Origin of the sequence: Bacillus sp. FSL R5-0585 (genome assembly GCF_038004545.1) — a bacterium.
Taxonomy (GTDB): domain Bacteria; phylum Bacillota; class Bacilli; order Bacillales; family Bacillaceae_G; genus Bacillus_A; species Bacillus_A cereus.
In genome coordinates, this window is record NZ_JBBORJ010000001.1 from 727,615 (window position 1) to 753,227 (window position 25,613).

Consider the following 25,613-nt stretch of genomic DNA (forward strand, 5'->3'; position numbering starts at 1 on the left):
TTTTTGTTAGTTATAGTTTTTAAAACTTTTAAAAATTCTGTATTTTTGGTAAACTGAAAACATCGCTCATTTTAAGGGAGGAGGAAAAAAATGAAAGTGTTTATGAATTTAGCATGGTTTTTTAAACAAGAAAAACGAGCGTACATAACTGGAATTATTTTATTGTTTGGCGTTGCACTTTTAGAACTTGTAGCACCAAAAGTAATTGGAATCGTTGTAGATGAAATTAATGATGGAACATTGACGACCGATAAGTTACTAAAATGGGTTGTACTATTAGTAATTGTAGGTATTACGATGTACATATTACGTTACATATGGCGTATTATGATTTTCGGGTCTTCATTAAAATTAGCTCGCCAATTACGAAAAAATTTGTATGAACATTTTACAAAGATGAGTCCATCTTTCTATCAGTCAAATCGAACAGGTGATTTAATGGCACATGCGACCAATGATATTCAAGCGATCCAGCAAACTGCTGGAGCAGGTGTTTTGACGCTTGTTGACTCATTAGCTGTCGGAGGATGTGTACTCGTAGCGATGGGTTTTACAATTAGTTGGAAGTTAACATTATTAAGTTTAATTCCAATGCCGATTGTAGCTATTTCGACAAATTATTATGGAACTTTATTACATAAAAGGTTTCATAAAGCACAGCAATCGTTTTCGGAAATCAATGATAAAGTGCAAGAGAGTATGAGTGGAATGAAAGTGATTCGCTCGCTTGGACAAGAGAAAGAAGATTTACAGGCGTTTCGAAGAAAATCAGAAGATGTTGTACATAAAAATGTGTTAGTTGCACGTATTGATTCGTTATTTGATCCGACAATCTCTCTTATCGTTGGATTTTCTTTTTTAATCGCAGTATGTTACGGATCAGTATTAGTTGTAAGAGGTGAATTAACAGTAGGTGATCTCGTTACATTTACGACATATTTAGGTACCCTCGTTTGGCCAATGTTAGCGTTTGGATGGTTATTCAATATTATGGAGCGTGGGCGTGCTTCATATGACCGTGTAGAAAAAATTCTTTCACAAAAATCAGATGTAGTAAATAGCGAAAATGCTGTACATACAATAGCGAGCGGTAATGTTTCGTTTGCCGTTGATTCATTTTCGTATAAGAAAAATGAATTGTTACATTTAAACGATATTCACTTTGATTTGAAGAAGGGCGAAACGCTAGGAGTTGTAGGACGTACAGGCGCAGGGAAAACGACTTTATTAAAATGTTTAATCCGTGAGTATGATCATTTTAATGGTGAATTAAAAATTGGGGAGCGAGATATTCGAGATATAACACTTCATGGTGTCCGTTCTGCCATTTCATACGTGCCGCAAGATCATTTTTTATTTTCAGCAAGTATTGGTGAGAATATTGCCTTTGGAAAGGCGGATGCTACATATAATGAAATTACCAAAGCTGCAGAGATTGCTTGTATTCATAATGACATCCTCCAATTTTCAGAAGGATATGAAACAGTAGTAGGGGAAAGAGGTGTTTCGTTATCTGGTGGTCAAAAACAGCGAATCTCTATTGCTCGTGCTTTATTAACAAATGCTGAAATTTTAATTTTGGATGATTGTTTATCAGCGGTAGATGCAAAAACAGAAGAGACGATTTTAAGTGCCTTAAAGAGGGAGAGAGCAGGGAAAACGACGATTATTACTGCACACCGATTAAGTGCAATTCAGCATGCCAATCTTATTCTTGTTGTTGATGAAGGTAGAATTGTACAAAGAGGTACACATGAGGAATTAATGAAGGAAAACGGCTGGTATAAGGAAATGTATGAAAGCCAGCAATTAGAAGCTTTAGTCGAGAAAGGAGGCGTATGATGGTAGAGAAGAAGCGAAGTGATTTAAGTAGATTGCTTTCCTATATGAAGCCATATAAAGGGTTACTATCTTTAGCATTTATCTTTTTAGTTGGTGCGACAGTAACGGAAATGATGGGTCCTTTTTTAATTAAACAATTCCTCGATGAACACCTAGTACCGCGGGATTTTGAACGATCAGCGCTCGTTACTTTATTTGTAATTTACATAGTTGCTCATTTATTAAAAGTACTATTTACGTATTTAAATCTATTGTACTTTCAGAACATTGCTTTTAAGATTGTTCAAGATATGCGAGTTGAAGTATATGAACATGTTCAAAAGCTGTCATTAAGTTTCTTTGATCGTACGCCGATTGGTACACTTGTATCGCGTATAACAAATGATACGGAAGCGATTAAAGATTTTTATGTCAGTGTATTATCAACATTTGTAAAAAATGTAGTCTTTTTAGTAGGTATTTTAGTAGCGATGTTTTTATTAGATGTAAAATTAGCGCTATTTTCTCTCGTATTAATTCCGATAATGTTTGCGATTATGGTATTATATCGCCGGAAAAGTGCAGCTTTTTATTTAGAAGTACGTAATCAACTAAGCGTGTTAAATGCAAAGTTGAACGAGTCCATACAAGGAATGAATATTGTTCAAGTGTTCAGACAAGAAAAACGTATGAGAAAAGAGTTTGAAGAAGTGAATAATAAACATTATAGTGCAGGGCGACGTACTTTGAAGTTAGACGCATTACTTTTACGACCAGCTACGGATTTAGTACATATTGTAGCTATTGCGTTAGTACTAGGTTTATTTGGAATTGATGCTTTAAAGAGTCCTGTTGAAGTAGGAGTTTTATATGCTTTTGTTAACTATATACATCGTTTCTTCCAACCTGTAAATGAGATGATGATGAAATTGTCCTTCTTCCAACAGGCACTTGTTTCGTCATCACGTGTATTTCATTTAATGGACGAGAAAGATTTAGCACCGGTTCAAAAAGGCAATGAGAATCCTCAAATCGTGGATGGAGATATTGAATTTAAAAATGTTACTTTTTCATATGATGGAAAGCGTGACGTTTTAAAAAATGTATCATTTCACGTGAAACAAGGGCAAACGGTTGCTTTTGTTGGGCATACTGGTAGCGGAAAAAGTACGATTATGAATTTGTTAATGCGATTTTATAATATTAAGTCAGGAAATATTGTAATAGACGGTGTAGATTTAGAAAAATTTGAAGAACGAGAAATTAGAAAGAAAATAGGACTCGTATTGCAAGATGCATTTTTATTTGCTGGAAATGTAAAGCAAAATATTCGTATGTATAATGAAGAAATTACGGATGAAGAAGTAAAAGAAGCTGCTCGATTTGTGCAAGCGAATACGTTTATTGAAAAGTTACCAAAACAGTATGAAACAGAAGTAGTAGAAAGAGGTGCAGCATTTTCAAGCGGTCAACGACAATTAATTGCTTTTGCTAGAACGATAGCAACGAATCCGAAAGTATTAGTATTAGATGAAGCAACAGCTAATATCGATACAGAAACAGAAGAGGCTATTCAAACAGCGTTGCAACAAATGCGAAAAGGTAGAACGACGATAGCCATTGCGCATAGGTTATCTACAATTCAAGATGCGGATCAAATTTTTGTGATGCATGATGGAGAGATAGTAGAGAGAGGGACACATCAAGAATTATTAAGTGAGCAAGGTTTGTATTATAATATGTATTTGCTACAAAATAAAGTGAGTTTGCAAAAGGCCTTGTAATACAAGGTCTTTTTTATTTTGTATACAAAATATGTTTACTCTTTGTTTCTATAGCATAAATGTCGTGTCCTCTTATGAAACTTGTACATATTGTATGTATACGAAGTAAAAAAATGATAGGAGATTTTATATGCAAAACAGATCAAGTTCAAATGTTACGTTTATTGATGTGTCTCATTGGGAAGGGAATATTGATTGGAATGCAGTGAAGGCATCTGGAATTCCAGCAGCGTATGCAAAAGCGACAGAAGGTGTAAACTACATTGATCCTACTTTTACTAAGAATGTACAAGCAGCACGAAATGCGAATGTATTAATTGGTGCATACCATTTTGCACGCCCAGAACAAAATGATGCAATTTCAGAGGCAAAATATTTTGTGAGTATATTACAAAATAACCAGACAGACTTAATGCCAGTTCTGGATTTAGAATCACCAACAGATCCGAGTAACAGTAATTTAACTGGTAACGCTATATCGAATTGGGCAAGAAGCTTCATAAATTATGTGAAACAGGCTACTGGAAAAGATGTAATGTTATATACAGGAGTTTGGTATATTAATGAGTTCGGAATTAGCGGATTAAGTGATATACCGCTTTGGATTGCTAAATACTCGAGTACACCGCCTGCTGATGCTGGTGGATGGACAGCGTGGACAGCGTGGCAGTACACAGATTCTGGACAAATTTCAGGCGTAGGAAATTGTGATGTATCAGCTGCAGTTTCATTAGAAGCTTTAAAAGGGAATGGAGCAAGTGGTGGAGGTAATGTTTCCCCGTCTAATAATGCAACTCCAGTGTACGGGGTTGCTATAATTAATGGAGATCATGTGAATTTGAGAAGTGGACCATCTTTGCAGTCTAGTGTAATTCGCCAATTGAATCGTGGCGAAACATATGAAGTTTGGGGAGAACAAGATGGATGGCTTTGTTTAGGGACAAATCAGTGGGTATATAATGATCCGAGTTATATTCAGTATAAACATTATGTGGCGACTATTACTGGTGATAATGTAAATTTGCGTGATGCTCCATCATTAAATGGAAATGTTATAAGACAGTTACATCATGGTGAATCGTATCGAGTATGGAGCAAGCAAGATGGATGGCTTTGCTTAGGGACAAATCAATGGATATACTACGATCCAAGTTATATTCAGTATGGTGTACAATAGAGTGAAAATAAAAGGTGCCCCGTCAGAGGTGCCTTTTATTAAAAATATACAACTTTTACAAAGTCTATATCGAAACCATAGTATACTATAATAGATATATTTATAAAAAAATAATCGAAAATGAAATAAAGGGGTAAAAATATGAATTATGTGCTAATAGGTGCGGTTTTAATATTATTAGCTGTAGTATTTGTGCTGTTTTATAAAAATAAACAGTTAGAATCAGAGAGTCAGCAAGTAGAATTTGAAAAGAAACAAGCGATTGAAACGTATAAAAATGAAATTGCAGCTACGGTGATAGAGCATAAAGAACAACAAAATAATTTAAAAAATATGGAACAGAAAAAATACAATGATTTACAAGTAAGTGCAAATAGAGAAATTGAAAATATGCGTATGATGAAAAATCAATTAGCTGTGCAGCATAGTAAAGAACGTAGTGAAATGCAAAATAAACATAATAACGAAATACATATGTTTCAAAAACTAATTGCAAATCTACGAGAATATACTAAAAACGGCGCTGAAATGAATACGTACGAAACATTACATTATATGAAACGAGGATTCATAGAGCAAGGCACCATATTAGATGCTGAAATTCAAATCATGTCGAATGTTTTTATTAAAAATAATAGTGAAATAAACGATAATCGAATCCATCATCTCATCTTGTGCAAAACTGGTATTTATCTACTTGAGACGAAAGAATGGGAAGAGAAATTAATTCATGGTTTAACGAAAGAAAATGCGGGTATATATTCATTTATGATTGATGAAATGGGTAAGTATCAACAAGAAGTTGAAAAAGAAGAGACATTTGAATATATAGTAGGTAAAGATTCGTCAACTATACAAGTGAAAAATGAAGGGAATCCAGTATATAGGGCGAAGAAACTATCTCAAATTTTATACAGTGGTTTGAAAGAAATGCAGGCTAATAGTATAAAAGAAAAAGTAAAACCAGTTGTATATTTTTATAATAAAAATGGAAAAGAAATAGTAGACCTTTCTAGTGAGGAAACACCTAGATTAAAAGATCGGGAGCAAATTGTAACGTTCTTTAGAAATGAAATATTAGCAGGGGAAGTAGTATATACAGTGCAAGAATTAGAACAGATTCAAGAAATGATTAGCCGGATGAATTATATAGTGAGTTAAAAGGGGAGATCTTTCTGAACGCTATGCTACGTGGCATTTTGTATGTCTCTTTTTGTTTATATATAGTAATGTACATTGTATTTATATTCGTCATTGATATGGTCCATATCCCCTTAAGTGTAAGGAGCATTTTTGTAGTATTCATGCCATTTGTTTTATTAGTCATGATTCAAAGGGCTATTTTATATGTTTCTAAAAATCGTAATGAAGAAAAGAAGCAAATGTTGGGGGGGGTTAATAGTAGCACTCATACCATTAATAGTGTGCAATGTACAACTAAGTGTAAATGAATATACATCAAAGTTTAATCAAAATAGATGGTTAAATCATGCAAATAAGCGGGTACATATGGTAGATGATCTATTACAAAAATATAAATTAATAGGGAAATCAAATGAAGAAATTACACAATTGTTAGGAGCTCCAACGGAAACGAGAAGTGGGGAAGAAGGAGTTATCACTTTGTATTATCTTGGGACTGAACGTGGCTTTATTCCAATAGATAGCGAACAGCTTATTTTACAATTTGATAGAGATGGTAAAGTCATGGAATATACGGTGCATAAAGATTAAAGAAACGTGGAGGGAAGCTATATGTTATAGCTTCTTTTTTATTTTTCAATATGTCAAGGAAGGGGGAGAAGGTTTTTGAGTGGAATAAGGAATGAAAGCGGAGGTGATGCATATATATAGATGCATTGGGCGATTATTCGCCCGATTGGTGAGGGTTAATAATCAATAAGTACGGACAAAAACCCCACTGATGAAAGTTTCACTTTATCATATTGTATAAATGAAAAGGAGGTAAGACGGTGAAAGCAATCCCGACTGATGTCCTGAGTAAAGAATTGATGGAAAGAGAAGGAGTTATATCTATTACAGTAAAGGAATTTGAAAAAATAGAAGTAGCTGGAGTAGTAGTAGCTGGTCCAGCGGTTATTTTGATTAATCAAGATTAAGTACATATCATTGAAATAAAAAGCATCCATCTAGGATGCTTTTTATTTGTATGTAAGGATAAATATGATGGATAATTGTGTTACTGGAGGGAAAGTCTGTGGCAATTATTATAACAATGTTAGTAATGGGTATTTTATTAGGATTTGTTGGAGCTGGAGGAGCTGGGTTTATTATCGCGATACTCACTTTAGTATTTCATATTCCTATTCATGTTGCTCTTGCAACATCTTTAACTGCAATGGCGTTTACGACATTATCAGGTGTTGTCAGTCATTACCGTGAAGGTAATGTAGCACTTATTATAGGCGGGATTGTTGGGGGATTTGGCGCAATTGGCTCTTATATTGGTTCTAAATTTGGTTCACTTATACCAGCACATCTTCTTCATTGGTTTACAGCTGGGATGTTATTTTTATCGGCGATTTTTATGTTTATTAAATTAATCATGTTCCAAAACAAAGAACAGTCATCTTTATATAAGCATAAAGAGTTTTCCATGAACTACTTGTTGAAATGTATATGCCTTGGATTAGTTACTGGAATGATGGCTGGTTCATTTGGGATTGGTTCTGCACCGTTTATTCAGCTTGGATTAATGGTTCTATTGGGATTAACGATTCAGCAATCTGTAGGGACAACAATGCTTGTTATATTACCGATTGCAATTGGAGGCGGTCTAGGATATAGTTCGGAAGGATATTTAGATTATATATTGTTATTGCAAGTATTAATTGGGACCATGTTAGGGGCATATATTGGCGCGAAGTTTACAAATTATGCACCGCGAATGCTTTTGAGGTTTTCGATGATTATGACACCGGTTTTAGCTGGATGTATGCTATTGATGGAATAAGGTGAAATTATAATAAGTAGGGGGTTACTGCTTACAAATAGCGGGATAAAATTAATATAGCAAACTATTAATATATTTTACGAATGAATTATGTAGGTAATTCATATTTCCCATATAAAAGGATTTGTTTTAATATTATGAGTGTAAAGTTCGAGTATTCGAAGTACTACTTGAATTATATCCCTATCCCTTTTCTAAAAATGCGAACAAGTTTTGCCCTATTCTATTCAATAGTTAATTGCATAGAAATATATTGTTCGATGACCATTATGGAACGTACATAATGGGAAAATCCCGATCCTTAAAGAGGATGCCCCTAATCTTCATGTGAAAATATGATCGGATAAGAAAGCTGACCAATTTATGGTCGGCTTTCTTTTTGTTCAAAAACAATTTTTTCTTTAATTTCTGTTTGTAATAATACAGTTTTTCCGAAGCGACGTTTGCATTCCGCACGCACTTTTTCAATGGCTAGTAGCTGAGTAGTCGCGGGAACTGTGACAATAGCTTGGCGAGCCTTTCGATTTTCTTCACAAAAGACACATTCCACAACATAATTAGAAATCATATTTTCATCCTTCCAGTTTTAATTTCTAAAAAGGATTGTCTATGAAGTTGATGTAATTTTTCGTCATTGTTTTATTATTTTCCTCTTTTTTTCAAGGGGAAAATAATAAAGAGGACGAATTTTAGTAGGGGAGGGATGTTTATGGAGAGATGGATAGGTAGTGCAGCGGTATGTGTAAATGAAAGAAATGAAGTTTTAATGGTACTGCAGGGCAAAGAGGGAGAAGAAAAAAGATGGTCTGTCCCAAGTGGAGGACTTGAAAAGGGAGAGACACTAGAAGAATGTTGTATCAGGGAAGTTTGGGAAGAAACAGGTTACAATGTGGAAGTGGTAAATAAAATATATGAAAAAGAGGGTATTACATACGGTGTTCCAGTGTATGTCCATTATTATTTTGTTAAACAAATAGGCGGTAATATGAAAATCCAAGATCCTGATGAGTTAATACATGAAATTGCTTGGAAAGGGATACATGAAGTTGAACAATTGTGTTTAGCTTTTCCAGAGGATTATGAATTGCTGTGCCAATATATAGATAAAGAAGCAAGTATGTAAATACTTGCTTCTTTAATGTATCCAAGACAAGAAAAGCGGAACGATAACTAAACTAGCGCCTGCTGTTAAAAGCATGGATAAACTTGCAATTGTTCCTTCCACAGGACCGATTTCGAATGCTTTTGATGTACCGGTTCCATTTGCGCTCGTTCCTAACATAATACCTTTTGCGATTGCTGTTTTAATACGGCAAATACGTATGAGAGAAGGACCGAGCAATGCTCCTGTTAAGGCAGTTAAAACGACAAATACAGCAGTTAATTGTGACATACCACCAATCATTTCTGAAATAGCCATTGCGATTGGTGTTGTTACGATATGTGGCGCTAAACTATGTTCTAGTGATGAATCAATTTGAAAATAATTTGCTAGTAGTGCTGAAGTAATGACTGATAAAAACGAACCGACAATGACATTAAGTAAGATAGCCATTCCATGTTTCTTTAATAAATCAAAATATTTATAGATTGGCCATGCAAAAGCAACTGTTGCGGGCTTTAATAATTCAGTTAACCAGTGACCACCAGATTCATATGTTTCATAAGGTGTATCTAATCCGAGCAATAAAGCAATTAAAATAATGGGACAGACGAGAAGAGGAGAAAGTAGACTCCAATTCCAACGTTGATACATTTTTTTTGATATCCAATATGTGAATAGTGTTAATAGTAAACAAAGAAATCCGATCATTGCGTTGATCCTTTCCGCTTTAGTAGCAATTCTGTTAAAAGTCCTGTAACTAAGGTAACGCAAAGAGTGCTAATCATAATAATTAAAATGAGATCGATTCCATATTGTGTTAGTGTATCTCTGTAACGTATGACAGCGACTGCAGAAGGGATGAAAAATAAAATAAGTTCTTTTAATAAAAAATCTGCTCCGTCCTGTATCCATTCTTTTTTAACTAGGTTAAATTTTAATGAAATTAATAATAAAAAAATACCGATTATACTTCCTGGAACTGGGAGGTGTGCCTGTTTTGCAATCCATTCACCTGTCCAAGCGAAACAAAATAGTAATAAAATTTGTCCGCTTAACTTCCACCATTTCATACAGTAACCACCTCTTTCTTTTTTTACATAAAAATTGTAAAAAAGAATTAACAATTTCTACTATACGTTCATTCAAAATATTTGTCTAATATATAAATTATATGTTATTAATATATTAGACATATTAATCGAAAGTGAAAAGGGTGTCCAAAAATGGAATTACGGCATTTGCAATATTTTGTTGTTGTGGCAGAAGAGTTACACTTTGGACGGGCAGCTGCTCGTTTACAAATGACACAACCACCACTTAGTCAACAAATACAGCAATTAGAAAAAGAAATGGGAGTTACATTATTTTCAAGAACGAAAAGAAAGGTTGAACTAACAGAAGCAGGAGAAATGTTTTTAAAAGAAGTAAAAAAAGCGTTTGAACAAATTGAAAAAGCAGTAGAAGTTGCACAAAGTGCGCAAAGGGGAGAAGTAGGATCACTTTCAATTGGTTTTGTAGGTGCGGCGATATATGATATTTTACCATCAATTGTTAGGGAATATAGAAAGAAATTTCCGAGAGTGTCTGTTGCATTACATGAATTGTCAACACCAGATCAAGTTCATGCACTTCATGATAACCGTATTGATATTGGCTTTTTACGTCCACCAATTCCAACACAATTATTAGAATTAGAGCCAATTCAAAGGTTATCTTGCACCTTATGTTTACCAAAGGCACATCCACTTGCAGAGAAAGATGAAATACATATAGAAGATTTACGAGATGAGCCGTTTGTATTTATTACGAGACCAGTATGGCCAGCTTTGTATGATACAATTTTATCTCTTTGCAGAGAAGTTGGATTTAGTCCACGTATTGTACAAGAAGCAACAGAGTATCAAACAGTTATGGGGCTTGTAGCAGCAGGGATTGGAATTACAGTAATACCCGTATCGGCAAATAAGTTATATAAAACAGAAGTTGTATATAAAGAATTATATGATTCTAATTTTGTGGCAGAAATGTCAGTGGCTTACAAAAAAATGAATAGTAATCCAGAGCTACTAGAGTTTTTAAAAATTGCAAGAGAGAAGAAAAGAATAGAAGTAGAAGATGAGTAATAGTAGTAACAGAAAATGGAGTTAATTCAGATTTATAAAAGTACACCTTGTTAAACAATAAAGCGGAAATGCAACTTAAGTTGCATTTCCGCTTTATTGTTCTTTTTTTAGCTCGATACTAAATAGATAAACGTGTTCATTTTCTTTTAAGAGTAAATCAATACCTTTGTCTTCGTCAATTGTAGGGACGCTTACAGTTTCTTTACTTGTTTGGATTACAGCAGCTAAAATTGTTTTTTGATTGTATTTTAAATTTTTTATAGATTGGATTGTAGTAGTTGCGGAGCTATTTACGCTTGTTGGTGCTTCTTCATGAACAAGCGTTGAATCACCTTCAATATTCATATACCACTGCCTTTTTTCTTGTATATCTTTATCGAATTGGAAATGTGGTGGTAAAAAAGAAAGCTTTACTTTCTTTTTTGAAAAATGTGAGGTAGCTATATTAGCAATTTCTTTTGTTTTTTTACCATTGTTATAATAATCAATTGTAGCATTTATTTCATCTTTATCATGTTTAAGCGTAACGTTATAAAACATGCTATTTCCTTCTTGAAAAGGAGTCATTTGTAAAATAGAAGCTTGCTCTTTTGTTAATTTGTATGGCTCAACAATGGCAACTTCATTGTTTTTTATTTGGCTACAACTTGGGAGTAATAATAAACACAAGATTGATAGTAATTTTATACGCATACAATCTCCTCCTTTTTACAATTATATTCTAAATGTGATTTTTTATCATTTCGTTTTCTAGGACTAAAGACTTAGAAGAAATTCCGATTGTAGTGCGATGTTTAAAATGTCATATTTTTATACACTAGTAGTATAGAATGCGTATGTAATAAGGTAGGGGAAGAATTTTATGTCTTTATGTCGGTTAGCGAGAAAAAATATTAGAACATTTGCTACCAAAAGGATAAAACAATTTATGTGGATTGCTATGAGTACTATGATTTTGTTTTTTATGATATCGCTACAATTTAATGAAGTAGTTGCTGGGGAATTAGGGACTACGCTTTTATTTCAAATGTGTTTTTACACGTTGTTTATCGTAGTCATTTTCATATGTACGTTTATTACATATAGAATGACTTATTCTCTTCTGCAAGTGAGGAAAGAAGAAGTTAAATCTTATGTAGCAGAGAATAGGAAGAGAAATGATGTACTATGTTTATTATGTCAGGAGCAATTATTCCTTTATGGAGCAGCGTTTGTTTTTGGATTAGTTAATGGGATGTTATTTTTAAAATTATTTACGATTATCTTTATAAGAATAGCAGGAATACAAGGGATAAATAGTGCACCGATTACAATATATGCAATAGTAGTAGTGAGTATAATTATGATTGTTATCCTTCTATTATCGATGGTGCAATGTTTTCGATTTGTTCAAAGTTTACAAGATAAAAATTCGTTGCATTTCAAGAAAAAGGCATGAGAAATCATGCCTTTTTCCATTTTACACATAAAAATAATCATGTTACAGTGAAAAGACCTGACAAAGAATGGGAAGGAAAGGTTGTATAGAATGACAAATGAACAATCAATTGTAAAAGTCGATCGGTTAACGAAGCGAATTGGATCAAAGACACTTGTACAAAATATTAGTTTTGAAGTGAAAAAAGGCGAGGTTGTCGGTTTACTCGGACCAAACGGTGCTGGAAAAACGACTTTAATGAGAATGATGGTTGGTATGATTCGTATGACAGAAGGTGAAGTATGGATTGATGGTCAATCTGTGAAACAGCAATTCGAAAAAACAGCTGCGAAAATTGGAGCGGTAATTGAGACACCTGAATTTTATCCTTTTTTGAGCGGCTATGAAAATTTAACATATTTCGGACGAATGAATGGTAATGTGACCGAAGAACGTATCGATGAAGTAGTGAAATTGTTAGGGATGGGACAAGTAATTGATCGCAAAGTAAAAGCGTATTCACTCGGCATGAGACAACGTTTAGGAATCGCTCAGGCACTTATTCACGATCCAGACGTGTTGATACTAGATGAACCGACAAATGGATTAGACCCTAGTGGAATACATGAAATGAGAATGTACATAAAAAAAATTGCACATGAACAAGGAAAAGCTGTACTTGTATCAAGTCACTTACTTTCAGAAGTTGAATTAATGTGTGACAGAGTTATCATTATTCAGCACGGGGAATATGTGGCTACGCAAAATATTCAGCATAGCCAAAGCGAAGAGATGGAGACGATCCGTATACGTGTAGATGATGCGAATAAAGCAGCAGAAATATTAGGGCATGATGTTTTAGTAAAAGATAATGAATTACTTATTAATGTAAAAGATGAAGAAATCCCAAATGTTATTCGTACATTGCTTGAGAAAAATATTCAAGTGTATCGTGTATATGAAGAAAGAAAAACGTTAGAAGAGCAATTTTTAGAATTAACAGGGGGAAAAGATATTGTTTAATTTAGTATATAACGAACTGTATAAAATATTTAAGCGGAAGCGAACGATTATTCCATTTGCAGTTATTGCAGTATTAATAATCGGATTAGGATGGGTTACGGTAAAGTATTTTGAACCGGAAACAAAAGGATGGAAAGTAGATTATACAGAACGAACTGTAGAAATTGAGAAAAAGCTTGGCATGAAAAAAGAAGCTATTTTAGCAGAAAAATCAGGGGATGAGCTTGTAAAAGAATACCAGCTTAAGATGAAGCATTTAGATACGGATACAGCACCGGCAAGCAGTTCTCCACTTTCTTTCATGAGAGATACAGGTTTTATCGTATTTCCAATTTTGCTCCCATTTATCCTCGTGTATGCAAGTACAATTTTTGCGAATGAATATAGCTGGGGAACATATAAATTTTTAACGATACGACCAGCGAGTCGCTTTAAAATTTTAACAGCAAAATTTTTAGCAATCGTTATATTTGCAGCTTTATTATTTATATTTAATATGATCTTCTCCGCTTTATGTGGACTTGTTATTTATAAATTCCAACAGCCTGCATGGAGTGAGTTTATTTTCCAAGATGGAAATATAATAAAACAAAACATTTTTGTAGAAGCAAGTAAATATTATGTTTTATCGTGGTTACCAACGGTTGTGTACGCATCGTTTGCATTTATGATTTCTGTGTTAACGAGATCTAGTGGAGGTGCAATTGGTATTTCACTATTCCTTGCTTTATCAGGCAATATTGCGTTATTAGCAGCCACTAGATATAACTGGGCGAAATATTTATTGCCAGCAAACACAGATTTATATAGTATTTCAAAGAACGGAAGTTTTATTGATGGAGTAACATTCCCGTTTGCATCATGTATGTTGCTACTTTATTTGTTCGTATTTTTATGTATTTCATATACTGTGTTTTTAAAACGTGATTTAACTTAATAAGAAAAGCCGTTCAGGGTGCTGAGATGCACTTTGAACGGCTTTTTTTATGAGAATTGTTTAAGTGCTCTTTCGGCTAGTAAAGCAAAGTATTCTGCACTTATAGGCAGTGCCTCTTCATTAATTGTAAAAGCAGGATGATGCCATTCATGTGTACCGCTCGTTCCCATAAAGACGAATGAACCTGGTATTTCCTGTTGGTAAAATGAGAAATCTTCTCCAGCCATTGATAGACTAGGCGAGATGATATTAAGATTCATCTTTGTGGCAACTTGAATAGATAAGTCTGTAAGAGCTTTATCGTTGTGAACAGCAGGAGGACCTGAATAAAAACGGAATTTCGTTTTTACACCTAATGCATCAGATACACCTTTAATAATACGCTCCATGAGTGCTGGAATCTTTTCACGTGTTTCAGCTTGGAACGTGCGAATCGTTCCTTCTAACGTAGCTTTTTCAGGAATCACGTTCCACGTATTTCCTGCGTGAATATTTGTAACACTAACAACCGCATTATGAGATGAACTTATATTTCGGCTTACAATTGTTTGCAGTGCCATCACAATTTGAGAGGATGCGACAATAGGATCTACGCCAGCATCTGGTACAGCCGCGTGTGTACCAACTCCGTGAATTTCAATTTCAAATCGATCAACTCCAGCCATCAGTGGACCATCTTTAATGCCAATTGTACCTACTGGTAAATCAGGTTTATTATGCATGCCGAAAATCGCTTGCACATTACGTAAATGTCCAGCATCAATAACTTTGCAAGCGCCATTACTACTTTCTTCAGCTGGTTGGAATATGAAGCGAACCGTTCCATTTAGGGAAGATTCTCTTTCTTTTAATAAGAAAGCAGTACCTAAAATGGCAGCTGTATGAAAATCGTGTCCACAAGCATGCATTTTCCCTCGTACTTTAGATGCATAGGACAAATGTGTTTCTTCTTGAATAGGAAGGGCATCAATATCAGCACGAACTGCTACAATTGGTCCGTTTTTATTACCAGACACTTCAGCGATAATTCCTGTTTCTAAATTGGAGTCAATGATAGTAATGTTTTTTTCTTCTAACCAATTTTTTATTGCTTTTGTTGTTTCGAACTCTTCATATGATAGTTCTGGATACTCATGTAAATGTCGACGGATGGAAATAAGTTTTTCTTTTAGTTGATTTGAAATAGATACCATGTAGTATGCCTTCTTTCTTCAGCAAAATATTTATCATAAGTATACAACAATAAAAGAGAGGATTCTCAAATGAAAATCCTCTCTCGTTTATCCCGTATTAATGGGCAGTCCGATTGGTTCAACTAATTAAAGTTTCACTTTATGCTGCGACTTTTTTATGCGTATGATGTTTACGATAACGTCCACGCATTGCGTATGCAATTTGCGGGATTGCAATCCCGATTAAAATAAGTGATACACCGAACCATTGTGAAGATAGTACAGCCTCTTTTAAAACGAATACTGACATAATTGTTGTAACTGGTAGTTCCGCTGCACCAAGAATAGTTGCTAAGCCAGAACCGATTTTTGGAATACCGATTGTAAAGGCAATAGATGGAATTACGATACTAAATGTTCCTAATCCTAAACCGTATTTCCAAAGACCTTGAGAAATGGCACCATTAAAAATAAATGTTGGTGGGAATACAATCATGACTAAAGTTAAAGCACCGGTCATTAAGAGAACACCGCGCGGTAATGAAGGTACTTCAACAGCAACTTTTCCGCTCACGAAAATGTATGTTGCGAATGTAACTGCAGATAATAAACCTAAAATGATCCCAGTCGTATCGAAAGCACCTGCTGATTGTTCAAGTAAACCACTTGATAAAAATGTCCCTACAAGTAAGAAAATAACAGAAATAACTTTTTCTCTTGAAGGTAATGTTTTTGTTGCGACTGCTTCAATGATAATTCCGACCCAAACGAATTGGAATAAAAGAATAATTGCAATAGAAGCTGGTACAGTTTTTAATGAAGCATAATAAAAAATCCCGGTAAAACTTGCAGATGTTCCTGCAACGAATAAAAGTAATGCTTGCTTTAAAGGAACGCGATGTCTAGAAAATAGAAGTGTAATAGCAAGCAAAATAATCCAACCGAACAAATATTGGCTGCCAATTACCTCTCCAAGTGAAAATCCTTCTGCATATGCAAGCTTAACAAAAATAGCTAAAATTCCATAACTACACGCTCCTAATAAAACTAAAAGAGAATAACGAAGCATGAAAAATTCCTCCCATCTATATGAAGTTGTTCCGTATCGAAAATATATAACTAGAGGGAAGTATACAAAATTAGAAATAAAGGGTCAAATGAAAGAAAAGTATGACATTTTATAGAATAATAATAAAAGTATGATATTTATGCATAATCTTGAAATTATTAATAGTAGAAGTATTATAAAATCAACTTTGCATTGTATAGAGCTAGCATTTGAAAAAAATATTTTTTAAACCAATATGTATATGGACGTACTAGTAACGTGCTAATTATTTGAGAAACTATGTTACCTTTGTTATGGTAGTGACAATTAAAGGAGTTTCATAATCCATTTGAGTTTTTTCTATATAATAGAAGGAAATGAAAACGTTTTATTAGAAACTGTGAGGAAGTACGGTTTTTCTTATTGCCACGTTGTAAAAGTGATTTCACGAATTGTTCATAGTATTTTTATGTGTTTTTGTTACAATATTTAGGGAGAGGAGTGGAATGATGCAAGATATTAGTATTTTTTTAGCGTTTGGCGCCGGGTTCTTATCATTTATTTCCCCATGTTGCTTACCGCTTTATCCGGCATTTTTATCGTACATAACAGGTATGTCGGTTTCTGAATTGAAAGAAGAAAATGCAATGCTTCGCAAAAGAAGTATGATACATACAGCGTTTTTCTTACTTGGATTTTCAATTATATTTATTGCAATTGGATTTGGTACAAGTTTTATTGGAGGAATCTTTACTGACTATAAAGATTTAATCAGACAGTTAGGTGGTATATTTATCATCGTGTTCGGCTTAATTATTGTTGGGGTGTTTAAGCCGAAATTTTTAATGCAAGACCGTAAATTTACATTTAAAAATCGTCCAAGTGGCTATTTTGGATCAGTACTAATTGGATTAGCCTTTGCAGCAGGGTGGACGCCATGTACCGGACCAATTCTAGTGTCTGTAATTGGATTAGCAGCAACAAACCCAGAATCAGCAATGATTTACATGATTGCTTACATACTTGGATTTGCTATCCCGTTTTTCGTACTGTCATTCTTTATTACGAAAATGTCTTGGATTAAAAGAAATAGTATGGCCTTCATGAAAGTCGGAGGATATATTATGATTGTTATGGGGGTCTTCCTATACTTTAACTGGATGACGAAAATTATCGTATATTTCTCAAGTTTATTTGGTGGTTTTACCGGTTTTTAGTATTATTCTGCGAAAATGTTGGAAATACTAACGGAAAAGCATATAATGAAAGTATATTTTGCATATAGCCACAAAAAAGGATGAGAAAATATGAACATAGTTCTTTTATCAAGTATCGTTGCTGTTTGTATGGCTGTCGGTGCGATGTTTATTCGTTTAAAAGCAGCTAAGAAACCTGCAACATTGAAAAAAATTATACTTCCGCCATTTTTTATGAGCACGGGAGCATTGATGTATGTTTTTCCTGAATTTCGATTAACTCCAGCGGAAATGTTAGAAGCAATTGGCGTCGGTTTGTTTTTCTCTATTTTTCTTATTAAAACATCTAAATTTGAAATTAGAGGACAAGAGATTTATTTGAAGCGTTCAAAAGCCTTTGTTTTTATATTAATTGGATTACTTGTAGTGCGGATTGTATTTAAAACATACTTAAGCCAATCTCTTGATTTAGGACAACTTAGTGGCATGTTCTTTTTACTTGCGTTCGCGATGATTGTGTCATGGAGAATTGCAATGTATCGTTCCTTTACGAAATTACAGAAGGAAATGGAAAAAGAAGATGGTTTTTATAATGAAAAAGATATGAAGCTAACTTAAAAACTGTATATGTACCAAATAAAAAGACAGCGTCAAAGGCGCTGTCTTTTTTATCGAAAATAATATGAAGTTACTTTGCGAGTAAAGATCGATAGTTAGAATAATCAATCTTTTTTTCTTGTAGTTTTTTAATTAAAAATTTATGATCACGCTTTGGTGTGGCAATGATATATCCTTTAATAAGTAAGTCTTGTGTAATTTGAGAGGCATTTTCTTGTAATGCAAGTTCCCCGATTTTTCCAGCAATCTTTGATTTTGCAACATCGCGAAATAGTTCTGGAACAGGACTTACAAGCTCTTCTAACAATTGTTTTTGTTCGTCAGCCCATAAATGTCTCGTTTTATTTATGTAGTGTTCTTCCCAATCCAAAATGGACATGCCGTCTTCTTTTGGTAAACGTTTTAAAAATTTTCTGAACATAAAGTATCCACCGATAGACATAAGCCCTAATAAAATAACCGTCCATAATACAATGAACCAACTGAACCATCCTTCGAGCAAGCATATCCCCCCTTAATGATAGCGGTTTTCTTTTATTCATATTATATACAGTGAGATTCATAGAAAGCAAGAACGCTTGGTCATTTTGACCAAGCGTTATCATTTAAACAAAGTATAGTTGTTCCACATGTAAATTATTATTATCATCTTCTACATATTCAATGATTAATGTGCCAACTTTACGATCTTTATCTTCAGTTGTGAAAATAGAGTAAGAAGTAAAACGTGTTTTTGATAGGCCGCTTATGTGTGTAGGTAAAGAAATGTAGTCGTTATCGCGGAAGAATTCCATCAGTTCAATATCCTCAAATTCTTTTCGGTCAACTTGTTTGTTTGTATAGCGGCGTTGAAGTTGTTTTAAAGATTCATTCCAAGAAATTGCTTTTGTGTCGTATACCATTGTTCTATCTCCTTACTGTATGTAATTATTAAGAACATACGTTCTAATCTAGTATACTCTTTTTATTAGAAAAGGGAAAGCAAAAAATAATGTAAGCTTGGATTTCCAAGCTTACATTATTGATGCGTCCGTCATAATCTCTATTTTTCATTATAAGTTAGATAAGAATAAGAAACAAGATGATATATATAATGTTGAGAGTTTTCAAGATTCTGTATATTATAGGTGTACTAAAGTGTAAGGGAATGAGAGGTGTGACATACGTAATTTCACTGCAAGGGCCGATGGCTAGCGGAAAAACAACATTAGCAAAAAGGTTAGAAAAGAGAGGGTTTCGAGTTATATATGAAAATCCATATCCAATTGTAGAGAAGCGAAAAAAATTGAATTTAGATATGAATTCAAAAGTAGGGTTTATTATGAATCAAAAAATGTTTATGGAAGCAAAAATAAAGGAGTTTCAAAATGTGAAAGATTCAGTCGTAATTTTTGATCGCGGACCAGAAGACATTGAGTTTTTTACACTCTTTTATCCAACGATTATAGGAGAAGAGTGGGATATAGAAACTGAATTGAAAGATGAATTATATAAATTAAGAGAATGCCGTTCGGATGTGATTTTTTACTTAGATGTTACGAAAAAGAATGTATATGATAGAAAAAATAATGATAGAACAAGAAACAGAAGTACGTTTGAGGAGCAATTTAAATTAGTAGAAACTGAAAAAGACTGGTATAAACAATTTCCTGTAACTTATGTGGACACGAATAGATTAACAGTGGACGATTTAGAGGTATATTTTATGGACTGGTTAAAGGAGAGAGGGCTATGAAAAAAATACTTTTATTTGTATACTCAACATTTGCAGAGTTTGAAATAACAGTAGCGACGGCATTGCTGAAAAATAAATATGAAATCATTACAGCGGGCTTAACGAATGAATTGGTTATAAGTGAAACTGGGTTGCAAGTGCAGCCACATATAGAAGTAAGTGAAGTACGTGTAGATGAGTATGAGGGGATACTTATTCCAGGTGGAGAAGAAGTACAGTTGGAAGATGCAAAACCTCTTTTTTCAATCATTCGTCAATTTCATGAACAAGAAAAATTAGTGGCGGCAATTTGTGCTGGACCGTATGCGCTAGCAAAAGCAGGGTTATTTAAAGAGATTTCTTATACTGCGACTATAGATTATCAAAAATTCGATTGTTTTCCAGTAGAAAATTTCGTGTATGAAGAAGTTGTGCAACACTCAAATATTATTACAGCACAAGGGCATGCATTTGTACCATTTGGAATAGCAATTGCCTCTTATTTTGGAGTGGCAGACAAACATAATACAGATTTTTATTGTGGTAAAGGTAATGTAGTAATGGAGAAACTTTTACGAGAAAACGTGTAAAAGCTAGCAAATGCTAGCTTTTTTCTTTTTTACACCGATAAATTACTAACGTTTTTGGATCGCGCCATATACCGTTATGGAGAGATAATTCCTTGTTGATTTCTTCTGTTAGCCATTCTTTCATCTCGGCTTGAAGATACATATTATCGGGTATATTTAACGATGGAAACATGCTGGAAATATAGTTTACTATTGGGGTAGCATGATCAAAAACGAGCGCATTATGAATAACTGTTTCTTCAACCGTTTGAAAAGCAGATGCTACTATCTCTTTACCATTTTCTAAACAAAATGGAGAGACTGCTGGTGATGTTTTCGGTAGATCAAATGCGTCAAGCATGTTGTTACACATTTCAACTATACGAGGTAATGAAACTTTAGAATTTGTTGTAGCTAAAAGTGTTCCGCCAGAACGAATGACTTTATAAAAGCCTTGAATTGTTTTTTCAACATCTTTCACATGGTATAACATATGTCTTGCAATTATTAGGTCATAACAATTTGTTTCGAAAGGAAGTTTACTAGCGTCCCCTCGTTTCCATTCTATTAAGTTATTTATTTTAGCAGCTTCAGCAAGCATAGCTTCGGATTGATCAAACCCGGTTAATGGGCCTTTATGACCATTTGTTTGTAAAAGGGAAAGGAATTTTCCACTAGCGCACCCAACCTCTAATATGTTTTCATCCCCTTGAAGGTGTAAATGTTCAATGACGATCTTATCTAAATCTACGTGTTTTTCTTCGTAATGTGTATGTGTGTCGATGCGTGTTTGTAAATGGTTGCTAACGTTATATTGACGTTTTACATCATTCATTTTGTCACATTCCACCTTTGTGCAAAATTGTTGGATTGCATGTGTTAATACATCTGTTTTCTTTAAACCTTCGTAATGGAGTGCTGATTCAAACCTTTCAAGTAATTTCTCTTCAATTCGAAAATGAATATCTTTTCGTTTTGTCACTGAAATTTCGCCCCTTTGCATCTGTTAGTGAGACTATAGCACGTCTGGAAATTTTGTGTAAATCATTTGTGTAAATCATTTGTGTACACAAAATTAGGGGGATGAAAAAAATGTTTGAATATGATTTTAAACTATTGACGATTTAACCGTTTTCATATATTCTTAAATTAAGTAATATTCAAATAATTCAAAAGAAATGAGAGAGTCACATGCTTCTTCAAGGAACACATCGAATTGGTCGTATGGCCATGCTGTTGGCACTTGCGGATGAGAATGAAAGTCCTGTATTATCCATTCCAAAAGGTTGGAAGTATTGTACGGGGAAAGTGGGTTCGATGAATTCGCAAAAGGTTGTCGCAGCAATGGAAACAGCGGCTAAAAGCAACCAAGTTATTGAAACAGACGTTTACAGAGAAACACATGCACTTTATCATGCAATTATGGAAGCTTTGTACGGAGTGACGAGAGGTCAAATTCAGTTAGCAGACGTTCTTCGTACAGTAGGACTTCGTTTTGCGATTGTGCGCGGTACACCATACGACGGGAAAAAAGAAGGCGAATGGGTTGCTGTTGCATTATATGGAACGATTGGTGCACCTGTAAAAGGATCTGAGCATGAGGCGATTGGTTTAGGAATTAATCACATATGATTTGCCCATAGTCTATTAGTTAGAAGGGGGCCTTACTTTTTTAGGACAGAAGTCTGTCTTAAAAAGATAAGGTCCCCTTTTGCCTTTTTAAGGAGGAAAAATGATGATTACGTTAACAGGACATACATTGACAGTTGAAGAAATGAAGAGGTTATTACTGGAAGGAGAAGGTGTAACAGCTTGTCCAACTAGTATGCAAAAGGTAGCGGAGTGCCGCGAAGTAGTTGAGAAAATTGTAGAGGACGGAAAAGTCGTTTACGGTATTACAACTGGATTTGGAAAGTTTAGTGATGTGCTTATCCAAAAAGATGATGTAAAGGCACTTCAACATAATTTAATTCAGTCACATGCATGTGGGATAGGTGATCCATTCCCGGAAGAAGTATCGCGCGGAATGTTAATTTTACGAGCGAACACGATGCTTAAAGGAGTATCAGGCGTAAGGCCGCTTGTTGTAAATATGCTTCTTGAGTTTGTAAATCGTAAAATTCATCCAGTCGTTCCGCAACAAGGTTCACTTGGTGCAAGTGGAGATTTAGCGCCTTTATCTCATCTTGCGCTCGTATTATTAGGCGAAGGTGAAGTGTTCTATAAAGGGAAACGCGTTCATGCAATGGTTGCTCTTACAGAAGAAGGGCTTGAGCCAATTGAACTTGAAGCGAAAGAAGGTCTTGCGTTAATTAATGGTACGCAGGCGATGACAGCACAAGGAGTTCTTTCTTATATAGAAGCAGAAGCAACGGCGTATCAAGCTGAACTAATTGCTTCGATGACAATTGAAGGGTTACAAGGCATTATTGATGCATTTGATGAAAATGTTCATAAAGCACGTGGTTATAAAGAGCAAGTGGATGTAGCAAGCAGAATTCGTGACATTCTTCATGATAGTAAGTTAACAACAAAACAAGGAGAACTACGTGTACAGGATGCCTATTCACTTCGTTGTATCCCGCAAGTACACGGTGCTTCTTGGCAAGTATTAAATTATGTGAAAGAAAAATTAGAAATTGAAATGAATGCGGCGACAGATAATCCGCTAATCTTTGATGGCGGGGAAAAAGTAATTTCAGGTGGTAATTTCCACGGTCAACCAATTGCATTTGCGATGGACTTCTTAAAAGTAGGAATGGCAGAACTTGCAAACATTTCAGAGCGTCGTATTGAGCGTTTAGTAAATCCGCAGTTAAACGATTTACCGCCATTTTTAAGTCCAGAACCAGGACTTCAGTCTGGTGCAATGATTATGCAATATGCTGCAGCGTCACTAGTTTCTGAAAATAAAACGTTAGCACATCCGGCGAGTGTTGATTCAATCCCGTCATCAGCTAACCAAGAAGATCACGTAAGTATGGGAACAATCGCTTCACGTCATGCACATCAAATTATTCAAAATGTAAGACGTGTTCTTTCAATTGAAATGATTTGTGCGATGCAAGCGGCAGAATATCGTGGGATTGAAAACATGAGTACAGTGACGAAGAGCTTCTACCATCAAGGGCGTCAGCAAGTACCATCTATTACAAATGATCGCATCTTCTCAACGGATATTGAAAATATTGCACATTGGTTAAAAACGAATTATTCGATAAAAGAAAGATTGGATGTAAACGCAGCACTATAAAACGAGAAAAGGGAGAGATTGAAATGGAAAAAGTAAAACAAACAATTCGCGCGCCAAGAGGTACAGAGTTACAAACGAAAGGGTGGGTGCAAGAAGCTGCACTTCGTATGTTAATGAACAATTTAGATCCGGAAGTTGCTGAAAAACCAGAAGAATTAGTTGTGTATGGCGGAATTGGCCGTGCAGCTCGTAACTGGGAAAGCTATCAGGCGATTGTAGATTCATTAAAAACGTTAGAAAGCGATGAAACGTTACTTGTTCAATCAGGAAAACCAGTTGCCATTTTTAAATCACATGAAGATGCACCTCGCGTTCTGTTAGCGAACTCAAACTTAGTACCAAAATGGGCAAACTGGGATCACTTCCGAGAACTAGAGAAAAAAGGTCTTATGATGTACGGACAAATGACAGCTGGTAGCTGGATTTACATTGGAACACAAGGGATTCTACAAGGAACATATGAAACATTTGGTGAAGCAGCTCGTCAACATTTCGACGGTTCATTAAAAGGTACATTAACACTTACTGCTGGTTTAGGTGGTATGGGTGGTGCACAACCTCTTGCTGTAACGATGAACGGCGGTGTTGTCATTGCTATTGATGTTGATAAGCGCAGCATCGATCGTCGTATTGAAAAGAGATATTGTGACATGTATACAGAATCATTAGAAGAAGCATTAACTGTTGCGAACGAGTATAAAGAGAAGAAAGAACCAATTTCAATTGGCTTGCTAGGAAATGCGGCAGAGATTTTACCAGAACTAGTGAAGCGTGATATTACGCCAGATTTAGTTACAGATCAAACATCTGCTCATGATCCATTAAACGGTTATATTCCAGTAGGTTACACATTAGAAGAAGCAGCGAAACTTCGTGAAAAAGATCCAGAACGTTACGTACAATTATCAAAAGAAAGTATGACAAAACATGTGGAAGCGATGCTTGCGATGCAAGAAAAAGGTGCAATTACATTTGATTATGGAAATAACATTCGCCAAGTTGCTTTCGATGAAGGTTTGAAAAATGCTTTCGATTTCCCAGGATTCGTTCCAGCATTTATTCGTCCATTATTCTGTGAAGGAAAAGGGCCATTCCGCTGGGTAGCACTTTCTGGTGATCCAGAAGATATTTATAAAACAGACGAAGTAATTTTACGTGAGTTCGCTGATAATGAACATTTATGTAACTGGATTCGTATGGCACGTCAACAAGTTGAGTTCCAAGGACTTCCATCACGTATTTGTTGGTTAGGTTACGGTGAGCGTGCGAAATTTGGTCGCATCATTAATGAAATGGTTGCAAATGGTGAATTATCAGCACCGATTGTTATTGGTCGTGACCATTTAGATTGCGGATCAGTAGCATCTCCAAACCGTGAAACAGAAGCGATGAAAGACGGTAGTGATGCAGTAGCTGACTGGCCAATTTTAAATGCATTAATTAATAGTGTAAACGGTGCGAGCTGGGTATCTGTTCACCACGGTGGTGGCGTTGGTATGGGTTATTCACTTCATGCGGGAATGGTTATCGTTGCAGATGGAACAGAAGCAGCAGCAAAACGAATTGAGCGCGTATTAACTTCTGATCCTGGTATGGGTGTTGTTCGTCACGTGGATGCAGGGTATGACTTAGCTGTGGAAACTGCGAAAGAAAAAGGCGTTAACATTCCGATGATGAAATAA

28 protein-coding genes and 1 pseudogene are annotated in these 25,613 nt (G+C 34.9%); 20 read left to right on the forward strand and 9 right to left on the reverse strand.

The window, feature by feature from the left end:
- Window positions 1–90 precede the first annotated feature (90 nt).
- From MKY38_RS03920 to MKY38_RS03950, 7 genes and pseudogenes are all read left to right on the forward strand, one after another.
- A complete protein-coding gene (locus MKY38_RS03920; protein ID WP_006920021.1) occupies window positions 91–1,842 on the forward strand; it encodes an ABC transporter ATP-binding protein in 1,752 nt (583 codons plus the stop codon).
- Complete coding sequence (locus MKY38_RS03925) at window positions 1,842–3,605, forward strand: ABC transporter ATP-binding protein (RefSeq protein ID WP_000229520.1); 1,764 nt, start codon at window positions 1,842–1,844, stop codon at window positions 3,603–3,605. The genes MKY38_RS03920 and MKY38_RS03925 overlap by 1 nt, the downstream gene beginning before the upstream one ends.
- Before the next feature lie 130 nt (window positions 3,606–3,735).
- Entirely contained in the window at window positions 3,736–4,782 is a 1,047-nt protein-coding gene (locus MKY38_RS03930) for a GH25 family lysozyme (RefSeq protein WP_025710102.1), read from the forward strand.
- A 141-nt stretch (window positions 4,783–4,923) separates the two neighbouring features.
- The gene (locus MKY38_RS03935; RefSeq protein ID WP_341048128.1) at window positions 4,924–5,943 is read left to right on the forward strand and encodes an NERD domain-containing protein; all 1,020 of its coding nucleotides are present in this window, start codon (window positions 4,924–4,926) and stop codon (window positions 5,941–5,943) included.
- Window positions 5,944–5,966: 23 nt separating this feature from the next.
- Window positions 5,967–6,516 (forward strand): annotated as a pseudogene (locus MKY38_RS03940) (hypothetical protein).
- A gap of 239 nt (window positions 6,517–6,755) precedes the next feature.
- Complete coding sequence (locus MKY38_RS03945; RefSeq protein ID WP_000644411.1) at window positions 6,756–6,902, forward strand: BC1881 family protein; 147 nt, start codon at window positions 6,756–6,758, stop codon at window positions 6,900–6,902.
- 98 nt (window positions 6,903–7,000) lie between these two features.
- Window positions 7,001–7,756, forward strand: a complete 756-nt coding sequence (locus MKY38_RS03950) for a sulfite exporter TauE/SafE family protein (RefSeq protein WP_000974659.1) — start codon at window positions 7,001–7,003, stop codon at window positions 7,754–7,756.
- 361 nt (window positions 7,757–8,117) lie between these two features.
- On the opposite strand, the gene MKY38_RS03955 is transcribed toward MKY38_RS03950, so the two are convergent.
- Complete coding sequence (locus MKY38_RS03955; protein ID WP_000625222.1) at window positions 8,118–8,324, reverse strand: DUF3903 domain-containing protein; 207 nt, start codon at window positions 8,322–8,324, stop codon at window positions 8,118–8,120.
- A 141-nt stretch (window positions 8,325–8,465) separates the two neighbouring features.
- Between MKY38_RS03955 and MKY38_RS03960 the strand changes: the two genes are divergently transcribed.
- A complete protein-coding gene (locus tag MKY38_RS03960) occupies window positions 8,466–8,879 on the forward strand; it encodes an NUDIX hydrolase (protein WP_000442982.1) in 414 nt (137 codons plus the stop codon).
- A 12-nt stretch (window positions 8,880–8,891) separates the two neighbouring features.
- Here MKY38_RS03960 and MKY38_RS03965 read toward each other — a convergent pair whose 3' ends face one another.
- The gene (locus MKY38_RS03965) at window positions 8,892–9,569 is read right to left on the reverse strand and encodes an LrgB family protein (protein WP_000578954.1); all 678 of its coding nucleotides are present in this window, start codon (window positions 9,567–9,569) and stop codon (window positions 8,892–8,894) included.
- On the reverse strand, window positions 9,566–9,931 hold the full coding sequence (locus tag MKY38_RS03970) for a CidA/LrgA family holin-like protein (protein WP_000872365.1): 366 nt from the start codon (window positions 9,929–9,931) through the stop codon (window positions 9,566–9,568). Before MKY38_RS03970 ends, MKY38_RS03965 begins: the two co-directional genes overlap by 4 nt.
- Before the next feature lie 153 nt (window positions 9,932–10,084).
- On the opposite strand from MKY38_RS03970, the gene alsR reads away from it, so the two are divergent.
- Window positions 10,085–10,984 carry an acetoin biosynthesis transcriptional regulator AlsR gene (alsR, locus tag MKY38_RS03975; RefSeq protein ID WP_000423234.1) on the forward strand — a complete coding sequence of 300 codons (900 nt, stop codon included), beginning with the start codon at window positions 10,085–10,087 and terminating at the stop codon, window positions 10,982–10,984.
- Between the two features lie 93 nt (window positions 10,985–11,077).
- Here alsR and MKY38_RS03980 read toward each other — a convergent pair whose 3' ends face one another.
- Complete coding sequence (locus MKY38_RS03980) at window positions 11,078–11,677, reverse strand: hypothetical protein (RefSeq protein ID WP_001220599.1); 600 nt, start codon at window positions 11,675–11,677, stop codon at window positions 11,078–11,080.
- Between the two features lie 169 nt (window positions 11,678–11,846).
- On the opposite strand from MKY38_RS03980, the gene MKY38_RS03985 reads away from it, so the two are divergent.
- The 3 genes from MKY38_RS03985 (at window position 11,847) to MKY38_RS03995 (ending at window position 14,361) form a co-directional block, all read left to right on the forward strand.
- The gene (locus tag MKY38_RS03985; RefSeq protein ID WP_341048132.1) at window positions 11,847–12,422 is read left to right on the forward strand and encodes an ABC transporter permease; all 576 of its coding nucleotides are present in this window, start codon (window positions 11,847–11,849) and stop codon (window positions 12,420–12,422) included.
- Between the two features lie 90 nt (window positions 12,423–12,512).
- Window positions 12,513–13,424, forward strand: coding sequence for an ABC transporter ATP-binding protein (locus tag MKY38_RS03990; protein WP_000180622.1), 912 nt, complete (start codon window positions 12,513–12,515; stop codon window positions 13,422–13,424).
- Entirely contained in the window at window positions 13,417–14,361 is a 945-nt protein-coding gene (locus tag MKY38_RS03995; RefSeq protein ID WP_000482759.1) for an ABC transporter permease, read from the forward strand. Before MKY38_RS03990 ends, MKY38_RS03995 begins: the two co-directional genes overlap by 8 nt.
- 47 nt (window positions 14,362–14,408) lie before the next feature.
- On the opposite strand, the gene MKY38_RS04000 is transcribed toward MKY38_RS03995, so the two are convergent.
- Both MKY38_RS04000 and MKY38_RS04005 read right to left on the reverse strand, forming a co-directional pair.
- On the reverse strand, window positions 14,409–15,554 hold the full coding sequence (locus tag MKY38_RS04000; protein ID WP_086412323.1) for a M20 peptidase aminoacylase family protein: 1,146 nt from the start codon (window positions 15,552–15,554) through the stop codon (window positions 14,409–14,411).
- A 139-nt stretch (window positions 15,555–15,693) separates the two neighbouring features.
- Entirely contained in the window at window positions 15,694–16,602 is a 909-nt protein-coding gene (locus MKY38_RS04005) for an EamA family transporter (RefSeq protein WP_000947043.1), read from the reverse strand.
- Window positions 16,603–16,924: 322 nt separating this feature from the next.
- Here MKY38_RS04005 and MKY38_RS04010 point away from each other — a divergent pair, with 322 nt between their 5' ends.
- The 3 genes from MKY38_RS04010 (at window position 16,925) to MKY38_RS04020 (ending at window position 18,395) form a co-directional block, all read left to right on the forward strand.
- Window positions 16,925–17,074, forward strand: coding sequence for a peptidase T (locus MKY38_RS04010; protein ID WP_071732505.1), 150 nt, complete (start codon window positions 16,925–16,927; stop codon window positions 17,072–17,074).
- Between the two features lie 16 nt (window positions 17,075–17,090).
- Window positions 17,091–17,798, forward strand: a complete 708-nt coding sequence (ccdA, locus tag MKY38_RS04015; protein WP_001152676.1) for a cytochrome c-type biogenesis protein CcdA — start codon at window positions 17,091–17,093, stop codon at window positions 17,796–17,798.
- 90 nt (window positions 17,799–17,888) lie between these two features.
- Window positions 17,889–18,395, forward strand: a complete 507-nt coding sequence (locus MKY38_RS04020; protein ID WP_001028439.1) for a CcdC family protein — start codon at window positions 17,889–17,891, stop codon at window positions 18,393–18,395.
- A gap of 70 nt (window positions 18,396–18,465) precedes the next feature.
- On the opposite strand, the gene MKY38_RS04025 is transcribed toward MKY38_RS04020, so the two are convergent.
- Both MKY38_RS04025 and MKY38_RS04030 read right to left on the reverse strand, forming a co-directional pair.
- Entirely contained in the window at window positions 18,466–18,897 is a 432-nt protein-coding gene (locus tag MKY38_RS04025) for a DUF2621 domain-containing protein (RefSeq protein ID WP_000889377.1), read from the reverse strand.
- 103 nt (window positions 18,898–19,000) lie between these two features.
- Window positions 19,001–19,297: a hypothetical protein gene (locus MKY38_RS04030; protein WP_000262401.1), complete on the reverse strand. Its 297-nt coding sequence runs from the start codon at window positions 19,295–19,297 to the stop codon at window positions 19,001–19,003.
- 245 nt (window positions 19,298–19,542) lie between these two features.
- On the opposite strand from MKY38_RS04030, the gene MKY38_RS04035 reads away from it, so the two are divergent.
- Together MKY38_RS04035 and MKY38_RS04040 are read left to right on the forward strand one after the other, a co-directional pair.
- The gene (locus tag MKY38_RS04035) at window positions 19,543–20,130 is read left to right on the forward strand and encodes an AAA family ATPase (protein ID WP_002024590.1); all 588 of its coding nucleotides are present in this window, start codon (window positions 19,543–19,545) and stop codon (window positions 20,128–20,130) included.
- Entirely contained in the window at window positions 20,127–20,699 is a 573-nt protein-coding gene (locus tag MKY38_RS04040; protein WP_000722233.1) for a DJ-1/PfpI family protein, read from the forward strand. Before MKY38_RS04035 ends, MKY38_RS04040 begins: the two co-directional genes overlap by 4 nt.
- 13 nt (window positions 20,700–20,712) lie before the next feature.
- Here the strand turns inward: MKY38_RS04040 and MKY38_RS04045 are convergent, their stop codons facing one another.
- Entirely contained in the window at window positions 20,713–21,660 is a 948-nt protein-coding gene (locus tag MKY38_RS04045) for a class I SAM-dependent methyltransferase (protein WP_000166760.1), read from the reverse strand.
- Between the two features lie 209 nt (window positions 21,661–21,869).
- On the opposite strand from MKY38_RS04045, the gene hutP reads away from it, so the two are divergent.
- The 3 genes from hutP to hutU all read left to right on the forward strand — a co-directional run bounded on the left by hutP (window position 21,870) and on the right by hutU (window position 25,613).
- Window positions 21,870–22,310, forward strand: coding sequence for a hut operon transcriptional regulator HutP (gene hutP, locus MKY38_RS04050; protein ID WP_000926516.1), 441 nt, complete (start codon window positions 21,870–21,872; stop codon window positions 22,308–22,310).
- Between the two features lie 103 nt (window positions 22,311–22,413).
- Complete coding sequence (hutH, locus tag MKY38_RS04055; RefSeq protein ID WP_000631874.1) at window positions 22,414–23,931, forward strand: histidine ammonia-lyase; 1,518 nt, start codon at window positions 22,414–22,416, stop codon at window positions 23,929–23,931.
- Window positions 23,932–23,954: 23 nt separating this feature from the next.
- The gene (hutU, locus tag MKY38_RS04060) at window positions 23,955–25,613 is read left to right on the forward strand and encodes a urocanate hydratase (RefSeq protein WP_000416711.1); all 1,659 of its coding nucleotides are present in this window, start codon (window positions 23,955–23,957) and stop codon (window positions 25,611–25,613) included.